Here is a 17122-nt window from a genome sequence, read left to right on the forward strand (position 1 = left end):
GACGTACGAGAATAGTGATCCTGCCTGATCGTCCGATCCACGCATCTGATCCCCCAGAAGCTTTCTTCACTTCGAGTGAATCATCTCCAAAGATCGACCGCTATAGGCTTTTTCAACAGCCTGCTAGCGCTCCCAGCGCCACGTGTCGTGCTGGCGGCGGTAGAGGAGTTCGGCGTGGAGCAGTGCAGGCCGACCGATGAAACCGCGCAGCATCGTGATGCCGCCATGGACAACGAATCCGATCATGACCAGCAGCACGAGCAGGCCGATCCAGTCGGCAATCTGATTGGGTTGGGGCGATGATTCTGCGGGAGAGAATTGCTTGTAAGCATTTGGGATCAAGTATACGCCCAGCAAACTCATAAGAGCGCCTTCCCGAATGGCCTGCTTGCGAGAGTCGGCCTTGAGCTTCGCGAGCATCTCTGGGGTGAGTTCGGCGATCAACGCTTCGTCTGAGTCTGCAGAAGATAGCGATGCGGATGTGTCGATGGTCATGTCAACGCTCCCAGCGCCACTTGCCGTGCTCGCGACGATAGCGGAGTTCCTGGCGGAGCATTGGGGGCGTCCTGAGGAGGGCGCGAAACAGGATCACGACCGCGCAGACGAACAACCCAAAGGTCAGGACCCTCAGCGGAATGCCAAAGCCGATGTCGGACTGCTTGGAGAGTTCCGGCGCCAAGATACTTGGAGCCATCAACAGGCCGGCGATGGCGGAGGATTGCAGACGGGAGTCGAGTTTGAGCTTCGCAAGCATGGGCTGTGTGATTTCGGCCAAAAGGGCCTCGTCGCTCGGGATTGCTTCGGTCTGCGTCGCAGCTCGGGCACTCATGTTCACTCTCCGGATCACCTGACCCAGAGTAGCAAAGCCCCGGCCGACGCTCAATCGCCAGCAAGGTTAAGGGCGGTCAGCGCCCGCAGCGCCGTCTGCTCTCGGTGCTTCCGCTTGTTCGGCCTCACGCAGCTTCAAGGCCCTCATCCTGTCCTTCTCCCTACGGGAGAAGGGACGCTGTTGCTGCCGGCCGTTCCGATGCGCAACGCCGTGCTCCCTCTTCCGTCGGGAGAGTCGTGACGCTTCGTGAGACTTAGCAAGCGAGATCCTGTTCTCAGCTTGCGGATCGAAACTCTTCATCCCAAGCCCAAGGCTTGGGATGACGACCGAGTGGGGCGAAAGAGCGCGTTCCGGCTAGCGCCGCTTGCCCTTGCGCGCCCTGGCGGGGACCGGCTTGGGCTGCGGTTTCGGCAGGGCCGCCGCGGCAATGGCTGCCGCGGCGGTGCCGGTGAGGATGGCGATGAGGATCGCGGTCGACATCGCTTAGGCGTCCACCGTGTCGACGGTTTCTTCCTGCGGGCTGGACTTCGATTCCACGATCTTGAAGACCAGCTTGTCGATCTCCTTGTCGAGATCGACGCGGACCGTGCCGCCCTTCTCGAGCTTGCCGAACAGGAGCTCCTCGGCCAGCGGCTTCTTCACGTTCTCCTGGATCACGCGGGCCAGCGGCCGCGCGCCATAGAGCGGGTCGAAGCCCTTCGAGGCGAGCCACTTCCGCGCCTCCTCGGAGAGCTCGATGGTGACGTTGCGGTCGGCCAACTGGGTCTCGAGCTGGATGATGAACTTGTCCACCACCTGGGCCACGATCTCGGCCGGCAGGTTGGCGAACTGGATCACCGCATCCAGGCGATTGCGGAACTCCGGCGCGAACAGCCGCTCGATCTCCGCCTGATCCTCGCCCTCGCGCTTGTCACGGCCGAAGCCGATCGCCGCCTTGGACATGGCCGCCGCTCCTGCATTCGTGGTCATGATCAGGATCACGTTGCGGAAATCGACCGACTTGCCGTTGTGGTCGGTCAATTTCCCGTGGTCCATCACCTGCAAGAGGATGTTGAACAGATCCGGGTGCGCCTTCTCGATTTCGTCCAGCAGCAGCACGGCGTGCGGATGCTGGTCGATCGCATCGGTCAGCAAGCCGCCCTGGTCGAAGCCGACATAGCCCGGAGGCGCGCCGATCAGGCGCGAGACGGTGTGCCGCTCCATGTATTCCGACATGTCGAAGCGCACCAGCTCGATGCCCATCGAGCGCGAGAGCTGTTTGGCGACCTCGGTCTTGCCGACGCCGGTGGGACCGGAGAACAGATAGGCGCCGATCGGCTTCTCCGGCTCGCGCAGCCCCGCGCGGGCGAGCTTGATGGCGGCAGTCAGCGAGTCGATCGCGCCGTCCTGGCCGAACACCATGGTCTTCAGGTCACGGTCGAGATTCTTCAGCGTGGCCTTGTCGTCCTTAGTGACGGTCTTTGGTGGGATCCGGGCGATCATGGCCACCACGGCCTCGACGTCCTTCACCGCGATGGTCTTCTTGCGCTTCGATTCCGGCAGCAGCATCTGCGCGGCACCGACCTCGTCGATGATGTCGATCGCCTTGTCGGGCAGCTTGCGGTCGCCGATGTAGCGGGCCGAGAGCTCCACCGCGGCGCGGATCGCCTCGTTGGTGTAGCGCACCTTATGGTGCTTCTCGTAATAGGGCTTCAGGCCGCGCAGGATCTTCACCGCGTCCTCTTGCGAGGGCTCGTTGACGTCGATCTTCTGGAAGCGGCGGACGAGCGCGCGGTCCTTCTCGAAATGCTGGCGGTACTCCTTATAGGTCGTGGAGCCGATGCACTTCAGCTGCCCCGACTGCAAAGCGGGCTTCAGCAGGTTGGAGGCGTCCATCGAGCCGCCGGAGGTGGCGCCGGCGCCGATCACGGTGTGGATCTCGTCGATGAAGAGCACGGCGCCTTCGGTGGCCTCGAGTTCCTTCACCACGGCCTTCAGGCGCTCCTCGAAGTCGCCGCGGTAGCGGGTGCCGGCCAGGAGCGCGCCCATGTCGAGCGCGAAGATGGTCGCGGTCTTCAGCACCTCCGGCACGTCGCCGTTGATGATGCGGCGCGCCAGGCCTTCGGCGATGGCGGTCTTGCCGACGCCGGGATCGCCCACATAGAGCGGGTTGTTCTTGGTGCGGCGGCACAGCACCTGGATGGTGCGGTTCACTTCCGCCTCGCGGCCGATCAGCGGGTCGATCTTGCCGTTCTTGGCCTTCTGGTTGAGGTTGACGCAATAGGCCTCGAGCGCTTCCGAGCCGCTCTTCGCCTGCGCCTCCGGATTCTCGCCGTCGCCGCCGCCACCGGTCGGACTGGCGCCGCGCACCCGGCGTTGCTCGGTGCGGCCCGGCACTTTGGCGATGCCGTGGCTGATGTAGTTGACGGCGTCGAGGCGCGTCATCTCCTGCTCCTGCAGGAAGTAGACGGCGTGGCTCTCGCGCTCGGAGAACAGGGCGACCAGGAGATTGGCGCCGGTCACTTCCTCGCGGCCGGAGGATTGCACATGGATCGCGGCGCGCTGCAGCACGCGCTGGAAGCCGGCGGTGGGCTTGGCCTCGTTGTGGTGCTTGCCGACGATGTTGGAGAGCTGGTTGTCGATATAGTCGGTCAGCTCGCGCTTCAGCTTCTCGATGTCGAGGTTACAGGCGCGCATGACGGCGATGGCGTCCTGATCGTCGGCGAGCGCGAGGAGCAGATGTTCCAGCGTCGCGTAATCATGCCGGCGCTCATTGGCGTAAGCGAGCGCTCGGTGGAGTGTTTGTTCCAGCGTCGGCGAGAGCATCGGGCGTCGTTCCTTTCCTACTCACCGGACGGGGATCGGTTCAGATCCGAGCCGGCCTATTCCTTCTCCATGGTACATTGGAGCGGGTGCTGATGGCGACGCGCGAACTCGATCGTTTGTGCCACTTTGGTTTCCGCCACTTCGTACGTGTATACGCCGCAGACCCCGACGCCCCTGTGATGCACGTGCAGCATGATCTCGGTGGCCTGTTCGCGGCTCTTGCCGAAAAAACGCTCCAGCACATGCACGACGAATTCCATCGGCGTGTAGTCGTCGTTCAGGAGCAGGACCCGGTACATCGACGGCTTCTTGGTCTTCGGCCGCGCCTTGACGATGGTGCCGGTGTTGGGCTTGCCGTTGCCGGAACCCTTGCCGTTCTCGCCGTCGTTGTCGTCGCCGCTGGCCAAAATCCGCCGATCCATCCTGATCCCGCATTCCATCTTACGACCGGTTCCCGTCCAGAAATTGGGACGGAGGCCCGGCCGCGTCGCTTCAACACTATAATATGGGAAGCATACATTCGGTTAAATGGGGGTTAGTGGCCATCATTCCAGTACCGCCCCGGCTGCAGCCCCATGCCGAAGCCGCATCCCGCACCCTCGTCCCATTGGCGCGACCGCCAGAAGACCATACCCGGATCGGGGTCGGGATCCCGCGCCGGGCAACGACGCGCCGACCTCTATCAAAATGCGTTGATGAGGCCGCCGATCCCTTCACCGCTGACCTCGACCGTGAAATTCGAGCTGGGATTGCGGCCGTTCTTGCCGCCGGCCGGGCGGTGGGCGGAGCTTTCCTCGATCGGCAGCACGTAAGGTTGGCGGAATCCGAGGCCGGTGCCGTCATGGCGCAGCAGGAAATCCTGGAATTTCGCATCGTCGAGCCGGCCCTGCTTGGCGCGCCAGGCATGGAATTGGAACCGGCCCGCCTCGCAGCCGGAAGCCACCCAATAGAAGTCCTGGGAGGGCAGCCGCAGGCCCTGCGGCGCGCCTTGGCCGAAGCCCGACTCGACCAAAGCCTTGTGAAATTGCGCCATTTCCGCCGGGCTCAGCGCCGCCGTCGACTCGCGCCAACGCCAGGGCGCCAGCAGGTCGGCGCTGTCGGCGACCCACCAATTGGCCAGGTTGGTGGTGCCTTTGGTGCGGGCGCGCAGGCTGGCGCCACCGGATGGCTGGGCCTCGATCTCGTAGATCCGGAGCTGCTTCTCATACTGCCCGTTGTAGACCAGCCGGTAGCGGGCCGGGGCGTTGGGACCGAGTGCGGCGCAGGCCTCGCGGAGGTCGCTCCCGTCCAGGAAGCTGAACCAGGTGAACTTCTGGACCGCCGGATTGTCCAAGTTCGACGCAGAATTGCCATGATAGGCGCAGCCGGCCAGGAGGCCCGAAAGCGTCAGGACCATGACCTTTGCCATCCGTCTTAAGTACGCTTCGCTTTCGGCCGCCATCCTCTACCCCAATGATAAACTTGCATCTTTCGCTTCTTTACCTGTCCTAAACCCCGATCCGGGTATAGACAAGGTTAATGGTTTTCCCTAGAATTGGTCATCATCGAGGGAATACCGGAATATAGTCGGGGTTATTACCATGGCGGATGAGCCGCACCGCGTAACGAGCGGAAAAGCCTTGCCGCTTCGTGGCCTTGCCTGGCTGTTTGCCGGGTTGCTCCTCGCCGTGGTGTCTCTGTCCGGCCAAGCTTTCGCCAAACCTGTGGCGTCCTCGATCATGGTCGACGCGGTCACCGGCGAAGTCATCTCTTCCAGCAATGCCGATGTCTCGACCTATCCCGCGTCGCTCACCAAGATGATGACGCTCTACCTGCTGTTCGATGCCCTGAAGCGCGGGCAGATCAAGCTCACCGATTCGATCACCTTCTCCGATCATGCCGCCTCGCAGGACGCGACCAATCTCGCGGTCTCGGCGGGCGCGAAGATCAAGGTCGAGACCGCGATCCTCGCGGTGGTGGTGCGTTCCGCCAACGACGCGGCGACCGCGATCGGCGAAGAGATCGCCGGCAGCGAATGGGCCTTCGCCAAGACGATGACCCAGACGGCGCGTGCGCTCGGCATGAAGAACACCACCTATCGCAATGCCAACGGCCTGCCCAATCCGGAGCAGCGCACCACCGCGCGTGACCAGGCGATCCTGGGCGTGGCGCTGCTGCGCGATTTCCCGGAGTATTATCACTACTTCGCCGCCGAGCGGTTCAGCTATCGCGGTGTGCAGTATGCCGGTCACAATCGCGTGCTGAACAAGCTCAACGGCGCCGACGGCATCAAGACCGGTTATATCCGCGCCTCCGGCTTCAACCTGGTTTCCTCCGCCGAGCAGAACGGCCGCCGCCTGGTGGGCGTGGTGCTGGGCGGCTCCACCCCTTACCTCCGCGACAAGCAGATGGTCGCGATGATGAACAAGGGCTTCAAGACGCCGGCCAAGGGCAACGGCACGATGCTGGCGCTCTCCGCGCCGAACTCGGCCGGTCCAGCCAAGGCGCCGGCCGTGGTGGTCGCCGCGGCGCCGGTCTCGGTGCCGGCTGCTCTGGTCGCCGCCGCCATGGTGCCGGACCCCGCGGAGCCGATGGTCGCTTCGGGCGAGGACGGCGAAGGTGCCGCGATCATGCCGGCCAGCATCAGCAGCGGCGATCCGCTGTTGCCGATCCTGAAGCCCGGCAGCGGCCTGCAGCTGCAGTTCGCCAATGCCGCGGCGCCGGATTCGCAGGCGATCGAGAATGTCTGGCGCTCGGGCAATACCGGCTACGGCGTCCAGGTCGGCGCCTATGCGCAATACGCCCCGGCCCAGAAGGCCGCGGTCAAGGCCACCCGCGCGCTGCCGGAGATTTTCGCCGATTCCAGGATCGCGATCGACGAGCAGGGCAAGCTCTATCGCGCCCGGGTCACCGGCCTCACCAAGGCCGATGCCGAGAAGGCCTGCGCGCAGCTGAAGGCGAAGAGGACCGACTGCATGGTCTTCACCACCGACGACGGGCTCGCCAAGGCGAACTGATCGGGTCTTTCCAATCGACAGCGAAACGGCGCGGGCCAAAACCCGCGCCGTTTTCATTCAGGCCGCGAAGAGCGGCGCCGGGTCCGGGGTGTAGCGCGCCAGCTTGTCGCGATCGAGCGCGACACCGAGCCCGGGCAGCGCCGGGATCTCCAGATTGCCCTCGGCGTCGAGCGCGAAGGGCCGCTCGAGGATGCCGTCCACGTAAGGGCTGCCGCCGATGAACTCGACCAGGTCGGTGTCCGGCATCGCGGCGGCGAGCTGCAGGTCGGCGGCGACGCCGAGCGCGGTGTTCCAGCCGTGGCCGATGTATTTGACGCCGAAGTCGTAGGCCATCCAGGCGATGCGGCGCTGCTCGCTGATGCCACCGACCTTGGTGACGTCGGGCTGCACGATGTCGAAGGCGCCGCGCTGCAGCCAGGGCATGAAGCTCTGGCGCCTTGTCAGCACCTCGCCGCCGGCAATCGGCACCGGGCTCCTGCGGCGGAGTTCGCAGAAATCGTCGATCGCGTCGGGCTTCACGGCTTCCTCGAACCAGCCGATGCCGTAGGCATCCAACATGTCCGCGGTGCGCAAGGCCCATTTTAAGCCGTGCGGCCAATAGGCGTCGCTGGCGCCGGCATCGACGAAGAGCTTCGCCTCCGGACCCGCCGCCTCGCGCGCGGCCTGCACGATCGCCTCGTCCAGCTTCGCGTCCTGGGCGCGGCCGAACGGGCCCCAGCCGATCTTGAAGGCGCGGAAGCCGCGCGCGCGATACTTGGCAACGACCGCGCGCATCTGGTCCGGCTGCTCCATCAGCAGCGAGCAATAGGGCTGCACGCGCCGGCGATAGGTCCCGCCGAGCAAGCGCCCGACCGGCTGACCGGTGACCTTGCCGAGGATGTCCCAGAGCGCGATGTCGATCGCGCTGATCGCGTGCGTGAGCGTGCCGCCGCGCCCCATCCAGAAAGTGTTCTGGTGCAGGGCCTCGGTGACGCGTTCGGGCTCCAGTGCGTTCTCGTTCGCGAAGACCGGCTCCAGCACCTTCAAGGCCGCGGCGACCAGACCGCCGTTGGTGAAGGCGCTGCCATAGCCGGTGATCCCGGCATCGGTGTGCACGGCGACCAGCGTATGAACGGAATCCTCCGGCCGGATCTCGCTCGACCAGCCGCCCTTCGGGCTCTCGCCCAAGAGCGGCACCGACACGATCTTGCGGATCTTCACCGCGTTCGCAGTCACGTTCGAAACTCCCCCCTGATTGCGCCGGTGACCCTAGGCGAAAATGCCAGGGCGGGGAATGTCCCCGGACAAAAAAAGGCCCTCCCCCGGCTTCCCGGGGGAGGGCTTGCTGCAAGCCAGTCAGGCTTTAGAAGTCGAAGTTGCCGATGTTCTCCTTGGTGAAGGTGGTCGGCGCGCCCAGCAGCACTTCGCTGCCGTTGATGATCTGCAGTTCGCCGAGCTTGCCGGCCTTCACCGACTTCGCACCCGGCTGCAGCGTGCCGTCGACCGCGGCGCGGAGCACGTGCATCGCGGCATAGCCGAGATCGACCGGGTTCCAGAGCACCACCGACTTCACGCAGTCCTTCTCCACATAGGGCTTCATCGCGTTCGGCGTGGCGAGGCCGACCACGGCGATCTTGCCGCACTTGCCGGCCTGGGTGACGGCTTCCGCCGACGCAGGGGTCGCGACGCTGGTCATGCCGAAGATGCCTTTGAGGTCATCGCCGTATTTGTTGATGAGCGTGGTCGCCTGGTTGAAGGAGAGGTTGTTGTCCTCCTGGGCTTCAACGGTCTCCAGCCACTTCATCTTCGGATGGCACTTGGCCTGGTAGGCCGCCATCTCGGCGATCCAGCGCGCCTGGTTCGGCGTGGTGAAGGTCGAAGTGACGATGGCGAAGGCGCCTTCCTCGCCGATCTCCTTGGCCATGTCGTCGATCAGCGCCTTGCCGATGCCGTTGAACTGCGCCTGGTTGACGAACCATTCGCGGGCGTCGGGCTGCGAGTTGGCGTCGTAGCCGACCACGTGGATGCCCTTCGACAGCGCCTTCTTCAAGACCGGTGCAATCGCCACCGGATCGTTGGCGGCGAACAGGATGCCGTTGACGCCGCTGGTGATGTAGTTGTCGATGAAGGAGATCTGCTGGTCGATGTTGGCCTGGGTCGGCCCGTCGGTCTTGGCCTCGACATTGCCGAGCTCGGCCGCCGCGTCGGCGATGCCCTTCGAGGTCGCGTTGAAGTAGCCGATGCCGATCAGCTTCGGCACGTCGACCACGGTGATCTTCTTGCCCTTCAGGTCCGGTGCCCCGGTCGGCGCGCCGCCGTCATAGGGCATCGCCGCCGCCTCGCCCGGGGTGTTGTCGCAAGAGAGCGGGTTGGTCGGCAGGTTGTCGCCGCCGGTCCAGGCTGAATCCGCCATCGCGGCGGTGCCGCCCAGGCAAAGCCCGAGGGCGGCGGTCAGAAACAGAGTCTTACGCATCGCTTTTCCTCCTCATGTATGGCGTGGATTTTGAGACGGCGGCCACGCCTTCCTCCCGTTTAGTTATCGTCGCGACTCAAGAGATTGCCGACCAGGATCGCGGCGATCAGCACCGCCCCGATCACCACGATCGTTCCGTCGCCCTTGACGCCCGAAAGCGCCAGGCCGTTCTTCAGGGCCTGCATCAGGATGAGGCCCAAGGCGGTGCCGATGATGGTTCCGCGCCCGCCGAAGATCGACGTGCCGCCCAAGACCACCGCGGTGATCACGTCGAGCTCGTAGCCGGTGCCCATGTCCGAGCGCGTGGTGGAGACGCGGCTGACGAAGATCACGGCGGCCAAGCCGGAGATCAGGCCGGAGGCGCCGTAGATCAGCAGCTTGGCGCGGTCGACCTTGAGGCCGGAGAAGCGCGCCGCCACTTCGTTGGAGCCGATCGCATAGGTGGTGCGGCCGAACGTGGTCATCCCCAGGATGAAGGCCGCGATCACGAAGCAGACGACCAGCAGCCAGAGCTGGGTCGGCACGCCGAGGACCTCGCCCTGCCCCAGCACGAAGAACCATTCCGGATAGCCGCGCACCGAACGCGCCTGGCTGATTCCTTCCGCCAGGCCGCGGTAGAGTGCCAAGGTCGCCAAGGTCGCGATCAGCGGCGGCACCTTGAAACGGGTGATGATGAGGCCGTTGCCCAGGCCGGCAATCGCGCCGACCAGCACCGCGGCGATCATCGCCACGGGGAGCGGCATGCCCGTGTTCTGCCAGAAGACGCCGAGCAGGATGGCGGAGAGGCCGAAGATCGAGCCGACCGACAGATCGATGCCGCCGGTCACGATGACGAAGGTCATCGGCAGCGCGATGAGGCCGACCTCGGCCATCAGGCGGCCCTGGTTCAAGAGATTGTCGGCGGTCCAGAAATGCGGCGACTGCGCGGCCAGCACGAAGAGCGCGGCGACGAGCAGCACGCCGAGGATCGATTCATGACGCAGCACGCGGTTCATGACCATGGTTGCCATCGTCAGATCCTCCGCCGCCGCGCCATGTCGGCCAGCACGGTGGCGAGGATCATCAGACCCTGTACCGCGCGCAGCCAATAGGCGGAGACGTTGAGGAAGACCAGCGAGGAGCCGATCGCGGCGAACAGGATCGCCGCCAGGGTCGAGCCGAGCACCGTGCCGGTGCCGCCCAAGATGCTGACGCCGCCGACCACCGAGGCGGTAATGACCGTGAGCTCGAGGTTGGGCGGCACGGTCGACTGGATCACTTGAAGCTGGGTCGCGAACAGGATCGCGGCGATGCCGGCGAACATCCCGTGGATGGTGAAGATTCCGACCACCGAGGACTGCATGCGGATGCCGCTGACCCGGGCCGCTTCCGGATTCCCGCCGATCGCGTAGATGGTGCGGCCGAACACCGAGTATTTCATCCAGAGCGCCGCGAGGACGGTCAGCACCACCATGAAATAGACCGAGGAGGGAATCCCGAACAGGCGGAACTGGGCGATCATGAATTCCGGCGGCATGCCGCTGATCCAGGCGCCGCCGGTGACGCTGATCAGGCCGCCCTTCAGGATCGAGAGCATGCCGAGGGTGACGACGATCGACGGGATCTTCACATAGGCGACCAGGAAGCCGACCCCGGCATTGATCGCCATGCCGACCGCGATCGGCACCAGCCAGCAGAGAATGACCGGATAGCCGTTGACCGCCATGGTGCCGGCGATGGTGGCGAGGACGCCGATCAGGGAGCCGACCGAGACGTCGATATTGCCGGAGATGATCACCAGCGACATCCCGATCGCGGCGATCGCGATATAGGCATTGCCGACGAAGATGCTGTTGATATTGGTGACCGAAAGGAAGCGTGGGTTGTAGAGCCCAACGCCGACGAACAGCACGACGATGACGCCGAGGATCACCAATTCCTGGCCGTAGGATTCGAACACCGACTTCCAGCGGCGGACCGGCACGGCGCCCATGATGTTCTGTGCCGCCGTCATGATGCCGCCGCTCCTGCCGATTCAAGGCTGTGGCCGCTCTTGGCCGCGGTCATCGCGGCGCCGACGGCATCGGGGGTCGCGTCCTTGCGGTCGAACTGGCCGACGATGCGGCCGCCGCGCATCACCAGCACCCGGTCGCTCATCCCGAGCACCTCGGGCAGCTCGCTGGAGATCATCAGCACGGCGAGGCCTTGCCCCGCGAGCCGGCTCATCAGCGCATGGATCTCGGCCTTGGCGCCGACGTCGATCCCGCGGGTGGGCTCGTCCATGATGAGGACTCTGGGCTCGGTCGCGACCCATTTCGCCAGCACCACCTTCTGCTGGTTGCCGCCGGAGAGCTGCTTCACCCGCTGCTCCGGCCCGCGGGTGCGGATGCCGAAACGCTCGATCGCCTGCCGGGCGAGGCTGCCCTCGCGCGGCCGATCGACCACGAAGGCCTTGGCGATCCGGTCGAGGATCGCCAACGAGACATTCTCGCGCACGGTCTGCGGGCGAATGAGGCCCTGCGAGCCGCGATCCTCCGGCACATAGGCGATCTTCAGGCGTCGCGCGTCGTCGGGGCTGCCGATCGTCACCGGCTTGCCGTCGATCAGGATCTCGCCGGAGGTCGCCGGGGTGATGCCGAAGATGGTGAGCGCGGTCTCGGTGCGGCCCGAGCCGACCAGGCCGGCGATGCCGACGATCTCGCCGGCGCGCAAGCTGAAGCTGATGTCGTTGACCACATTGCGGTAGCAGAGATTCTTCACCTCGAGAATGGTCTCGCCCGGCGTGGTGTCGACCTTGGGGAAGAGATGGTCGATGGCGCGGCCGACCATCATCGAGACCAGGTCACCCTCGGTCACTTCGCCGATCGGCTTGGTGCCGACATAGCTGCCGTCGCGCAGGACCGTGACGCGGTCGGCGAGCGCGAAGATCTCCGGCAGGCGGTGCGAGACGTAGATGATGCCGACGCCGCGGTCGCGCAGGCGCTTCACCACTTCCATCAACCGGCGCGCGTCCGCATCGGCGAGGGCGGCGGTCGGCTCGTCCATGATGACCAGCTTGGCATTCTGGGAGAGCGCTTTCGCGATCTCGACCCGCTGGCGGTTGGCGACCGAGAGCTTGCCGACAGTGGTATCGACATCGAGATCCGGGCTGTCGAGGGAATCCAGCAGCGCGCGGGCGCCGGCCCGCATCGCGTTCCAATCCAGCGTGCCCCATTTGGTCTTCGGCGCATGTCCGAGATAGATGTTCTCGGCCACCGTGAGGTCGGGAAAGAGCAGCAGCTCCTGGTAGACCGTGGCGATGCCGTGCTGCGCCGCCTCGCGCGGGCTCGAGAAGCGCACGGGCTTCCCCTCCAGCCGCACCTCACCTTCATCGGCAAGCTGCACGCCGGCGACGATCTTGATCAGGGTGGATTTTCCGGCGCCGTTCTCGCCGAGCAAGGCATGCACCTCGCCGGCGCGGACGTCGAAACTGACCTCCTTCAGCACCTTCACAGGCCCGAAGGATTTCGAGACGCCGGAGACTTCGAGCAGGTTGGTCATACGGGGAGCGCCTCGCGCCAGGCCTGCTTGTACTGCGCCATCGGCAAGTCGATCGGCTCGACCGGCTCCGGCTCGTCGGGAATGCTGGAGCCGGCCAGCAGCACCGCGCCCGAAACCGTGCCGGTCGCATCGCTGGAGACCATCACGCCATTCTCCTTGCGGAGGCAGGCGAGCGCGTTGAGGTAGGCGTGGTTGCCGGTGAGGCTGCCTTCGACGATGACCGGTCCTTCGGCTTTCAAGAGATCAAAGCAATAATCGGTCATGAGCGCGAGGTAGACGCTGGCCCGCGCGACGGCTTGCTCATCGGTCTGGGTCGGCACGCCTTCGGGGCCGCCCAGCGGGTTGCCGTCGAAGGGGCCGCCGTCATCGCCCAACGGCGGCACCAGGATCGAGCCTTGCTCCAGGACCGCGGCGACATCGTCCATGGTGGTGACACAGCCGTTGAGGCCCGCGGTGAGCCGCTGGAATTCGCGGCCGCCCATGAAATTGCAGCAGGGCACGGGGGTGCCGAGGGCATCGACATTGGAGAGGCAGTTGCGGTTCTCCGGCATCTGCCGCGGGTCCGCGCCCGCCGCCATGCACACGACCCAGGTTCCGGTCGAGGCGACGGCAAAGGGCATCGGCCTGGTCATGCGGTGGCGCAGGAAGGAGGCATTGCTGTCATGAATGCCGACCCGCACCTTGCAATCCGACGGCAGGCCGGTCTGGCGCAGCACTTCGGGCGTGAGCGGACCGGCGACATCGCTCGCTTTCTTGAGCGGCGGGAAGAGATGGGTCCAGCCCATTTTCTCGGTGAAGCTGCTGAAGGTGCCTTCCACGGGGCGCCAGAGTCCACCATGGCAGCCAAGCGACGTCACTTCGCTCCAGGCCTGGCCGGTCAGTCGGAAGGCCCAGTATTGCGGATGGCCGAAGATCCATTTGATCCGCGCGAAACCGTCCGGGAAATTCTGCTTCTGCCAATAGAGCTGGCGGCCGAACACCAGACCATTCGCCATCTTCGGCGTGAAGGTCTCGGAGAAAGGCGAAGCGACCGCGTCGTAGCCGTCGTCCGTGATCGGATGCTCGTAGTCGAGCATCGGCAGTGCGAGATCGCCGTTGGCATCCACCAGCACGCCGGCCGCGCCATGCGCCACGGGCACGATGTCGGTGATCTTTGCCATCGCGGCGAGCTTGTTCAGCCCCTTCAACAGGAAGGCCCAGGTCGCCTCGGTGTCGAAATGGAGATAGGGCGGACCGGGCAGATTGACGTTGGGCTGCGACAGCGCATGCCGGATGGCCCCCCCTTCGACCAGGGAGAGCTTCAGGTTGGTCTTGCCGATGTCGAAGACGACGATCGCCATGCGCGTTGGCTTCAGCGCGCGGTGGCGATTGCTGGCGCAGCGAGAAACTTCATTCGATCCGGCCCCCTGTTCACCGGTGTTCTAGTTGTGCAGCGGCCGCGCCGTTACGCGACCGATGCCGTCTGCAATGGATGCGCGACGATGACCCTGATCCCGGCGTCGGTCAGCATCTTATGCGAGCCGCTTTCGATACCGTCGTCGGTGATGATGGTGTGGATCCGCTCCAGCGGACAGAGAATGAGACTGCCGCGGTTTCCGAACTTGCTGCTGTCGGTCAGTACGATCATCTGCTCGGCCTGCCGGATCAGCTTCTGCTCGGCGCGGATCAGCAGCGGATCGGTCTGCATCAGACCGTGCTGGGTGATCGCCCGGGCGCCGATGAAGATCTTCGAGGCGATGAAGCGCTCGATCGTGTCGTCCTCGAAGGGCGAGAGGATCAGGCCCTGCTCGCGGAACACCTCGCCGCCCGGCAGGATCACCCGCCCCTGCCCGCGCTTCATCAGGTATTCGGCGATCGGAAAGGAATTGGTCAGAACCTCGAGATCGCGGCCGGCGATGAACTCGGTCATGGCGAAGACCGTGGTGCCGCCGTCCATGATGATGGATTCGCCGGATTGGCAGAGGTCGGCCGCGGCGCGGGCGATCGCGCGCTTCAGCTCGCGGTTCCTAAGCTGGTTGGTGTCGAAGTTCGGCTCGGCCAAGGCCGGTGCCCCATGCATCGCCTCGGCGCCGCCGCGCACCTTGCGGATGCGGCCGGCGAGCGCCAGTTCCTGAATGTCGCGGGCGACGGTGGCGCGCGAGGCCTCCAGACGCGCCATCAAATCCGGCACCGTCGCGTAACCTTGGGTCGCGACGATCTCGCAGATCAGGTGATGGCGTTGCCGCTGCAGCATCCGTCCCGAATACCCTGGAACGGCGCGGGGCGTCAAATCGAATTGTTCAAAATTGCTCACCCACAGATCATATTGCGTCGCAACAAACCCTCGCTGCGATGCAAAATGATCAGAATGCGTTGACCGGAGGCTCGTAGAAGCCTATTCGAATCCCCCAGCCTTGCTCGGATGAGCAATATTGACGAATTGATGGAGCTGCGCCGTGGACACGATCGAGGGCATCCCTTCTCTCTGGGACGACAACAAGGCCAAGGGGATGAGCGAGCCGGAGCTGCTGCTCTATCGCTCGAACCTGCTCGGCGCCGATCTCCGGGTCACCAATTACGGCGGCGGCAACACCTCGGCAAAGATCGCGGCGAAGGATCCGCTGACGGGGGAGACCGTGACCGTGCTCTGGGTCAAGGGCTCCGGGGGAGATCTCGGCAGCATGAAGCTCGACGGCTTCTCGACCCTCTATCTCGACAAGCTCGAGCATCTGAAGCGGCTCTATCGCGGCCTCGAACACGAGGACGAGATGGTGGGCTATCTCTCTCACTGCACCTTCAACATGAATCCGCGTGCGGCCAGCATCGACACGCCGCTGCACGCCTTCATCCCGAAGGCCCATGTGGATCACATGCATCCCGACGCGGTGATCGCGATCGCCGCCGCGGCGCGGAGCCAGGCGCTGACCACGGAAATTTTCGGTGCCGAGATGGGCTGGCTGCCCTGGCAGCGCCCGGGCTTCGACCTCGGCCTGAAACTGGGCGAGATGGCGGCGAAGAATCCGGCGCTGAAGGGCATCGTACTGGCCGGCCATGGCGTCTTCACCTGGGGCGATACGTCGAAGGATTGCTACGACCAGACTCTGCGCATCATCCGCAAGGCCGATGCCTGGCTTAAACAAAAACTGTCTGGCAAGACCTTGTTCGGTGGTGCGACCCGCGCGCCGCTTGCCGTCTCGGAGCGGCAGCGCATCGCCTCGGAGCTGATGCCGCTCATCCGCGGCAAGATCTCGGCGAAGCAGCCGAAGGTCGGGCATTTCAACGATTCACCGGAAGTGCTGGAATTCGTCTGCGCCAAGGATCTCGACGGGCTGGCCGCGCTCGGCACCTCCTGCCCCGACCATTTCCTGCGCACCAAGATCCGGCCGCTGGTGCTGGCGTTCGACGGCAAGAATGTGGCCGATCTCGACCGGGCGCTGGAGGCCTATCGTGCCGACTACACGGCCTATTACGAGCGCTGCAAGCGGGCGAACAGCCCGAAGCTGCGCGATCCCAACCCGATCGTCTTCCTCGTTCCCGGCGTCGGCATGATCACCTTCGCCGCCGACAAGTCGACGGCACGAATCGCCGGCGAGTTCTATATCAACGCCATCAACGTGATGCGCGGCGCCAGCGGCGTCGATAAATATGTCGGCCTCGACGAGCAGGAGGCCTTCGACATCGAATACTGGCTGCTGGAAGAGGCGAAGCTGCAGCGCATGCCGAAGCCGAAGAGCCTCGCCGGCCGCGTCGCCTTCATCACCGGCGGCGCCGGCGGCATCGGCCGCGCCACGGCTGAGGCTTTGCTTGCTGAAGGCGCCTGCGTGGCTTTGGTCGATATCGACCAGGGGCGGCTCGACGGCACAGTGAAGGAGTTCGGCGCCAAGCACGGCAAGGACCGGGTCTGGGGCGTGCAAGTGGACGTGACCGACGAGAAATCGGTGATCGAGGCCTTCGCCGCGACGGCGCGGCAGTTCGGCGGGGTCGATATCCTGGTCTCCAATGCCGGCATCGCCTCCTCGGCGCCGGTCGAGGACACCTCGATCGAGCTCTGGAACAAGAACATCTCGGTGCTGGCCACCGGATACTTCCTGGTGAGCCGCGAGGCCTTCCGGCTCTTGAAGAAGCAGAAGATCGGCGGCGGCATCGTGTTCATCGCCTCGAAGAATGCGATGGCGGCCTCGCCGGGCGCCTCGGCCTATTGCACGGCCAAGGCGGCGGAAGTTCATCTTGCGCGCTGCCTCGCGCTCGAAGGCGCGCCGGACGGGATCCGCGTCAACGTGGTCAACCCGGACGCGGTGCTGCGCGGCTCCACGATCTGGAGCGGGGACTGGCTGAAGGAACGCGCCGAGGCCTATAAGATCGAGCAGGACCAGCTCGAGGAGCATTACCGCCAGCGCTCGCTGCTGAAGCTCTCGGTCTACCCCGAGGACATCGCGGCGGCGGTGAAGTTCTTCTGCACAGAGGCGCCGAAATCGACCGGCAACATCCTGAACGTGGACGCCGGCAACGCCGTCTCGTTCTCGCGCTAAATCTTCTGGGAGG

The 17122-nt window shown here is 64.9% G+C and carries 15 protein-coding genes; 2 read left to right on the plus strand and 13 right to left on the minus strand.

What is annotated here, in order from left to right:
• Nucleotides 1-123: 123 nt before the first annotated feature.
• The 6 genes from ACH2CY_RS26990 to ACH2CY_RS27015 form a co-directional block, all read right to left on the minus strand.
• Nucleotides 124-495: a hypothetical protein gene (locus tag ACH2CY_RS26990; protein ID WP_395023060.1), complete on the minus strand. Its 372-nt coding sequence runs from the start codon at nt 493-495 to the stop codon at nt 124-126.
• Between the two features lies 1 nt (nt 496).
• Nucleotides 497-829 carry a hypothetical protein gene (locus ACH2CY_RS26995; RefSeq protein WP_395023062.1) on the minus strand — a complete coding sequence of 111 codons (333 nt, stop codon included), beginning with the start codon at nt 827-829 and terminating at the stop codon, nt 497-499.
• Between the two features lie 354 nt (nt 830-1183).
• Nucleotides 1184-1309, minus strand: coding sequence for a hypothetical protein (locus ACH2CY_RS27000; RefSeq protein WP_395023063.1), 126 nt, complete (start codon nt 1307-1309; stop codon nt 1184-1186).
• A gap of 3 nt (nt 1310-1312) precedes the next feature.
• Nucleotides 1313-3634: an ATP-dependent Clp protease ATP-binding subunit ClpA gene (gene clpA, locus ACH2CY_RS27005; protein WP_395023065.1), complete on the minus strand. Its 2322-nt coding sequence runs from the start codon at nt 3632-3634 to the stop codon at nt 1313-1315.
• Between the two features lie 56 nt (nt 3635-3690).
• Entirely contained in the window at nt 3691-4056 is a 366-nt protein-coding gene (gene clpS / locus ACH2CY_RS27010; RefSeq protein ID WP_395023067.1) for an ATP-dependent Clp protease adapter ClpS, read from the minus strand.
• A 260-nt stretch (nt 4057-4316) separates the two neighbouring features.
• A complete protein-coding gene (locus ACH2CY_RS27015; RefSeq protein ID WP_395023069.1) occupies nt 4317-5042 on the minus strand; it encodes a hypothetical protein in 726 nt (241 codons plus the stop codon).
• 211 nt (nt 5043-5253) lie between these two features.
• Between ACH2CY_RS27015 and ACH2CY_RS27020 the strand changes: the two genes are divergently transcribed.
• Nucleotides 5254-6630, plus strand: a complete 1377-nt coding sequence (locus ACH2CY_RS27020) for a D-alanyl-D-alanine carboxypeptidase (RefSeq protein WP_395023070.1) — start codon at nt 5254-5256, stop codon at nt 6628-6630.
• A gap of 57 nt (nt 6631-6687) precedes the next feature.
• Here ACH2CY_RS27020 and ACH2CY_RS27025 read toward each other — a convergent pair whose 3' ends face one another.
• From ACH2CY_RS27025 to ACH2CY_RS27055, 7 genes are all read right to left on the minus strand, one after another.
• Nucleotides 6688-7845: a mandelate racemase/muconate lactonizing enzyme family protein gene (locus ACH2CY_RS27025; RefSeq protein WP_395023071.1), complete on the minus strand. Its 1158-nt coding sequence runs from the start codon at nt 7843-7845 to the stop codon at nt 6688-6690.
• A gap of 127 nt (nt 7846-7972) precedes the next feature.
• On the minus strand, nt 7973-9082 hold the full coding sequence (locus ACH2CY_RS27030; RefSeq protein WP_395023072.1) for a substrate-binding domain-containing protein: 1110 nt from the start codon (nt 9080-9082) through the stop codon (nt 7973-7975).
• A 59-nt stretch (nt 9083-9141) separates the two neighbouring features.
• Entirely contained in the window at nt 9142-10092 is a 951-nt protein-coding gene (locus tag ACH2CY_RS27035) for an ABC transporter permease (protein ID WP_395023073.1), read from the minus strand.
• 2 nt (nt 10093-10094) lie between these two features.
• Nucleotides 10095-11075, minus strand: coding sequence for an ABC transporter permease (locus ACH2CY_RS27040; RefSeq protein ID WP_395023074.1), 981 nt, complete (start codon nt 11073-11075; stop codon nt 10095-10097).
• Entirely contained in the window at nt 11072-12601 is a 1530-nt protein-coding gene (locus ACH2CY_RS27045; RefSeq protein ID WP_395023075.1) for a sugar ABC transporter ATP-binding protein, read from the minus strand. The genes ACH2CY_RS27040 and ACH2CY_RS27045 overlap by 4 nt, the downstream gene beginning before the upstream one ends.
• Nucleotides 12598-13941, minus strand: a complete 1344-nt coding sequence (locus tag ACH2CY_RS27050; RefSeq protein WP_395023076.1) for an FGGY-family carbohydrate kinase — start codon at nt 13939-13941, stop codon at nt 12598-12600. The genes ACH2CY_RS27045 and ACH2CY_RS27050 overlap by 4 nt, the downstream gene beginning before the upstream one ends.
• Before the next feature lie 104 nt (nt 13942-14045).
• Nucleotides 14046-14834, minus strand: coding sequence for a DeoR/GlpR family DNA-binding transcription regulator (locus tag ACH2CY_RS27055; protein ID WP_395023077.1), 789 nt, complete (start codon nt 14832-14834; stop codon nt 14046-14048).
• 202 nt (nt 14835-15036) lie between these two features.
• Here ACH2CY_RS27055 and ACH2CY_RS27060 point away from each other — a divergent pair, with 202 nt between their 5' ends.
• Nucleotides 15037-17109: a bifunctional rhamnulose-1-phosphate aldolase/short-chain dehydrogenase gene (locus tag ACH2CY_RS27060; RefSeq protein WP_395023079.1), complete on the plus strand. Its 2073-nt coding sequence runs from the start codon at nt 15037-15039 to the stop codon at nt 17107-17109.
• Nucleotides 17110-17122 lie beyond the last annotated feature (13 nt).

The sequence above is a fragment of the Dongia sp. genome (assembly GCF_041905885.1).
Taxonomy (GTDB): Bacteria; Pseudomonadota; Alphaproteobacteria; order Dongiales; family Dongiaceae; genus Dongia.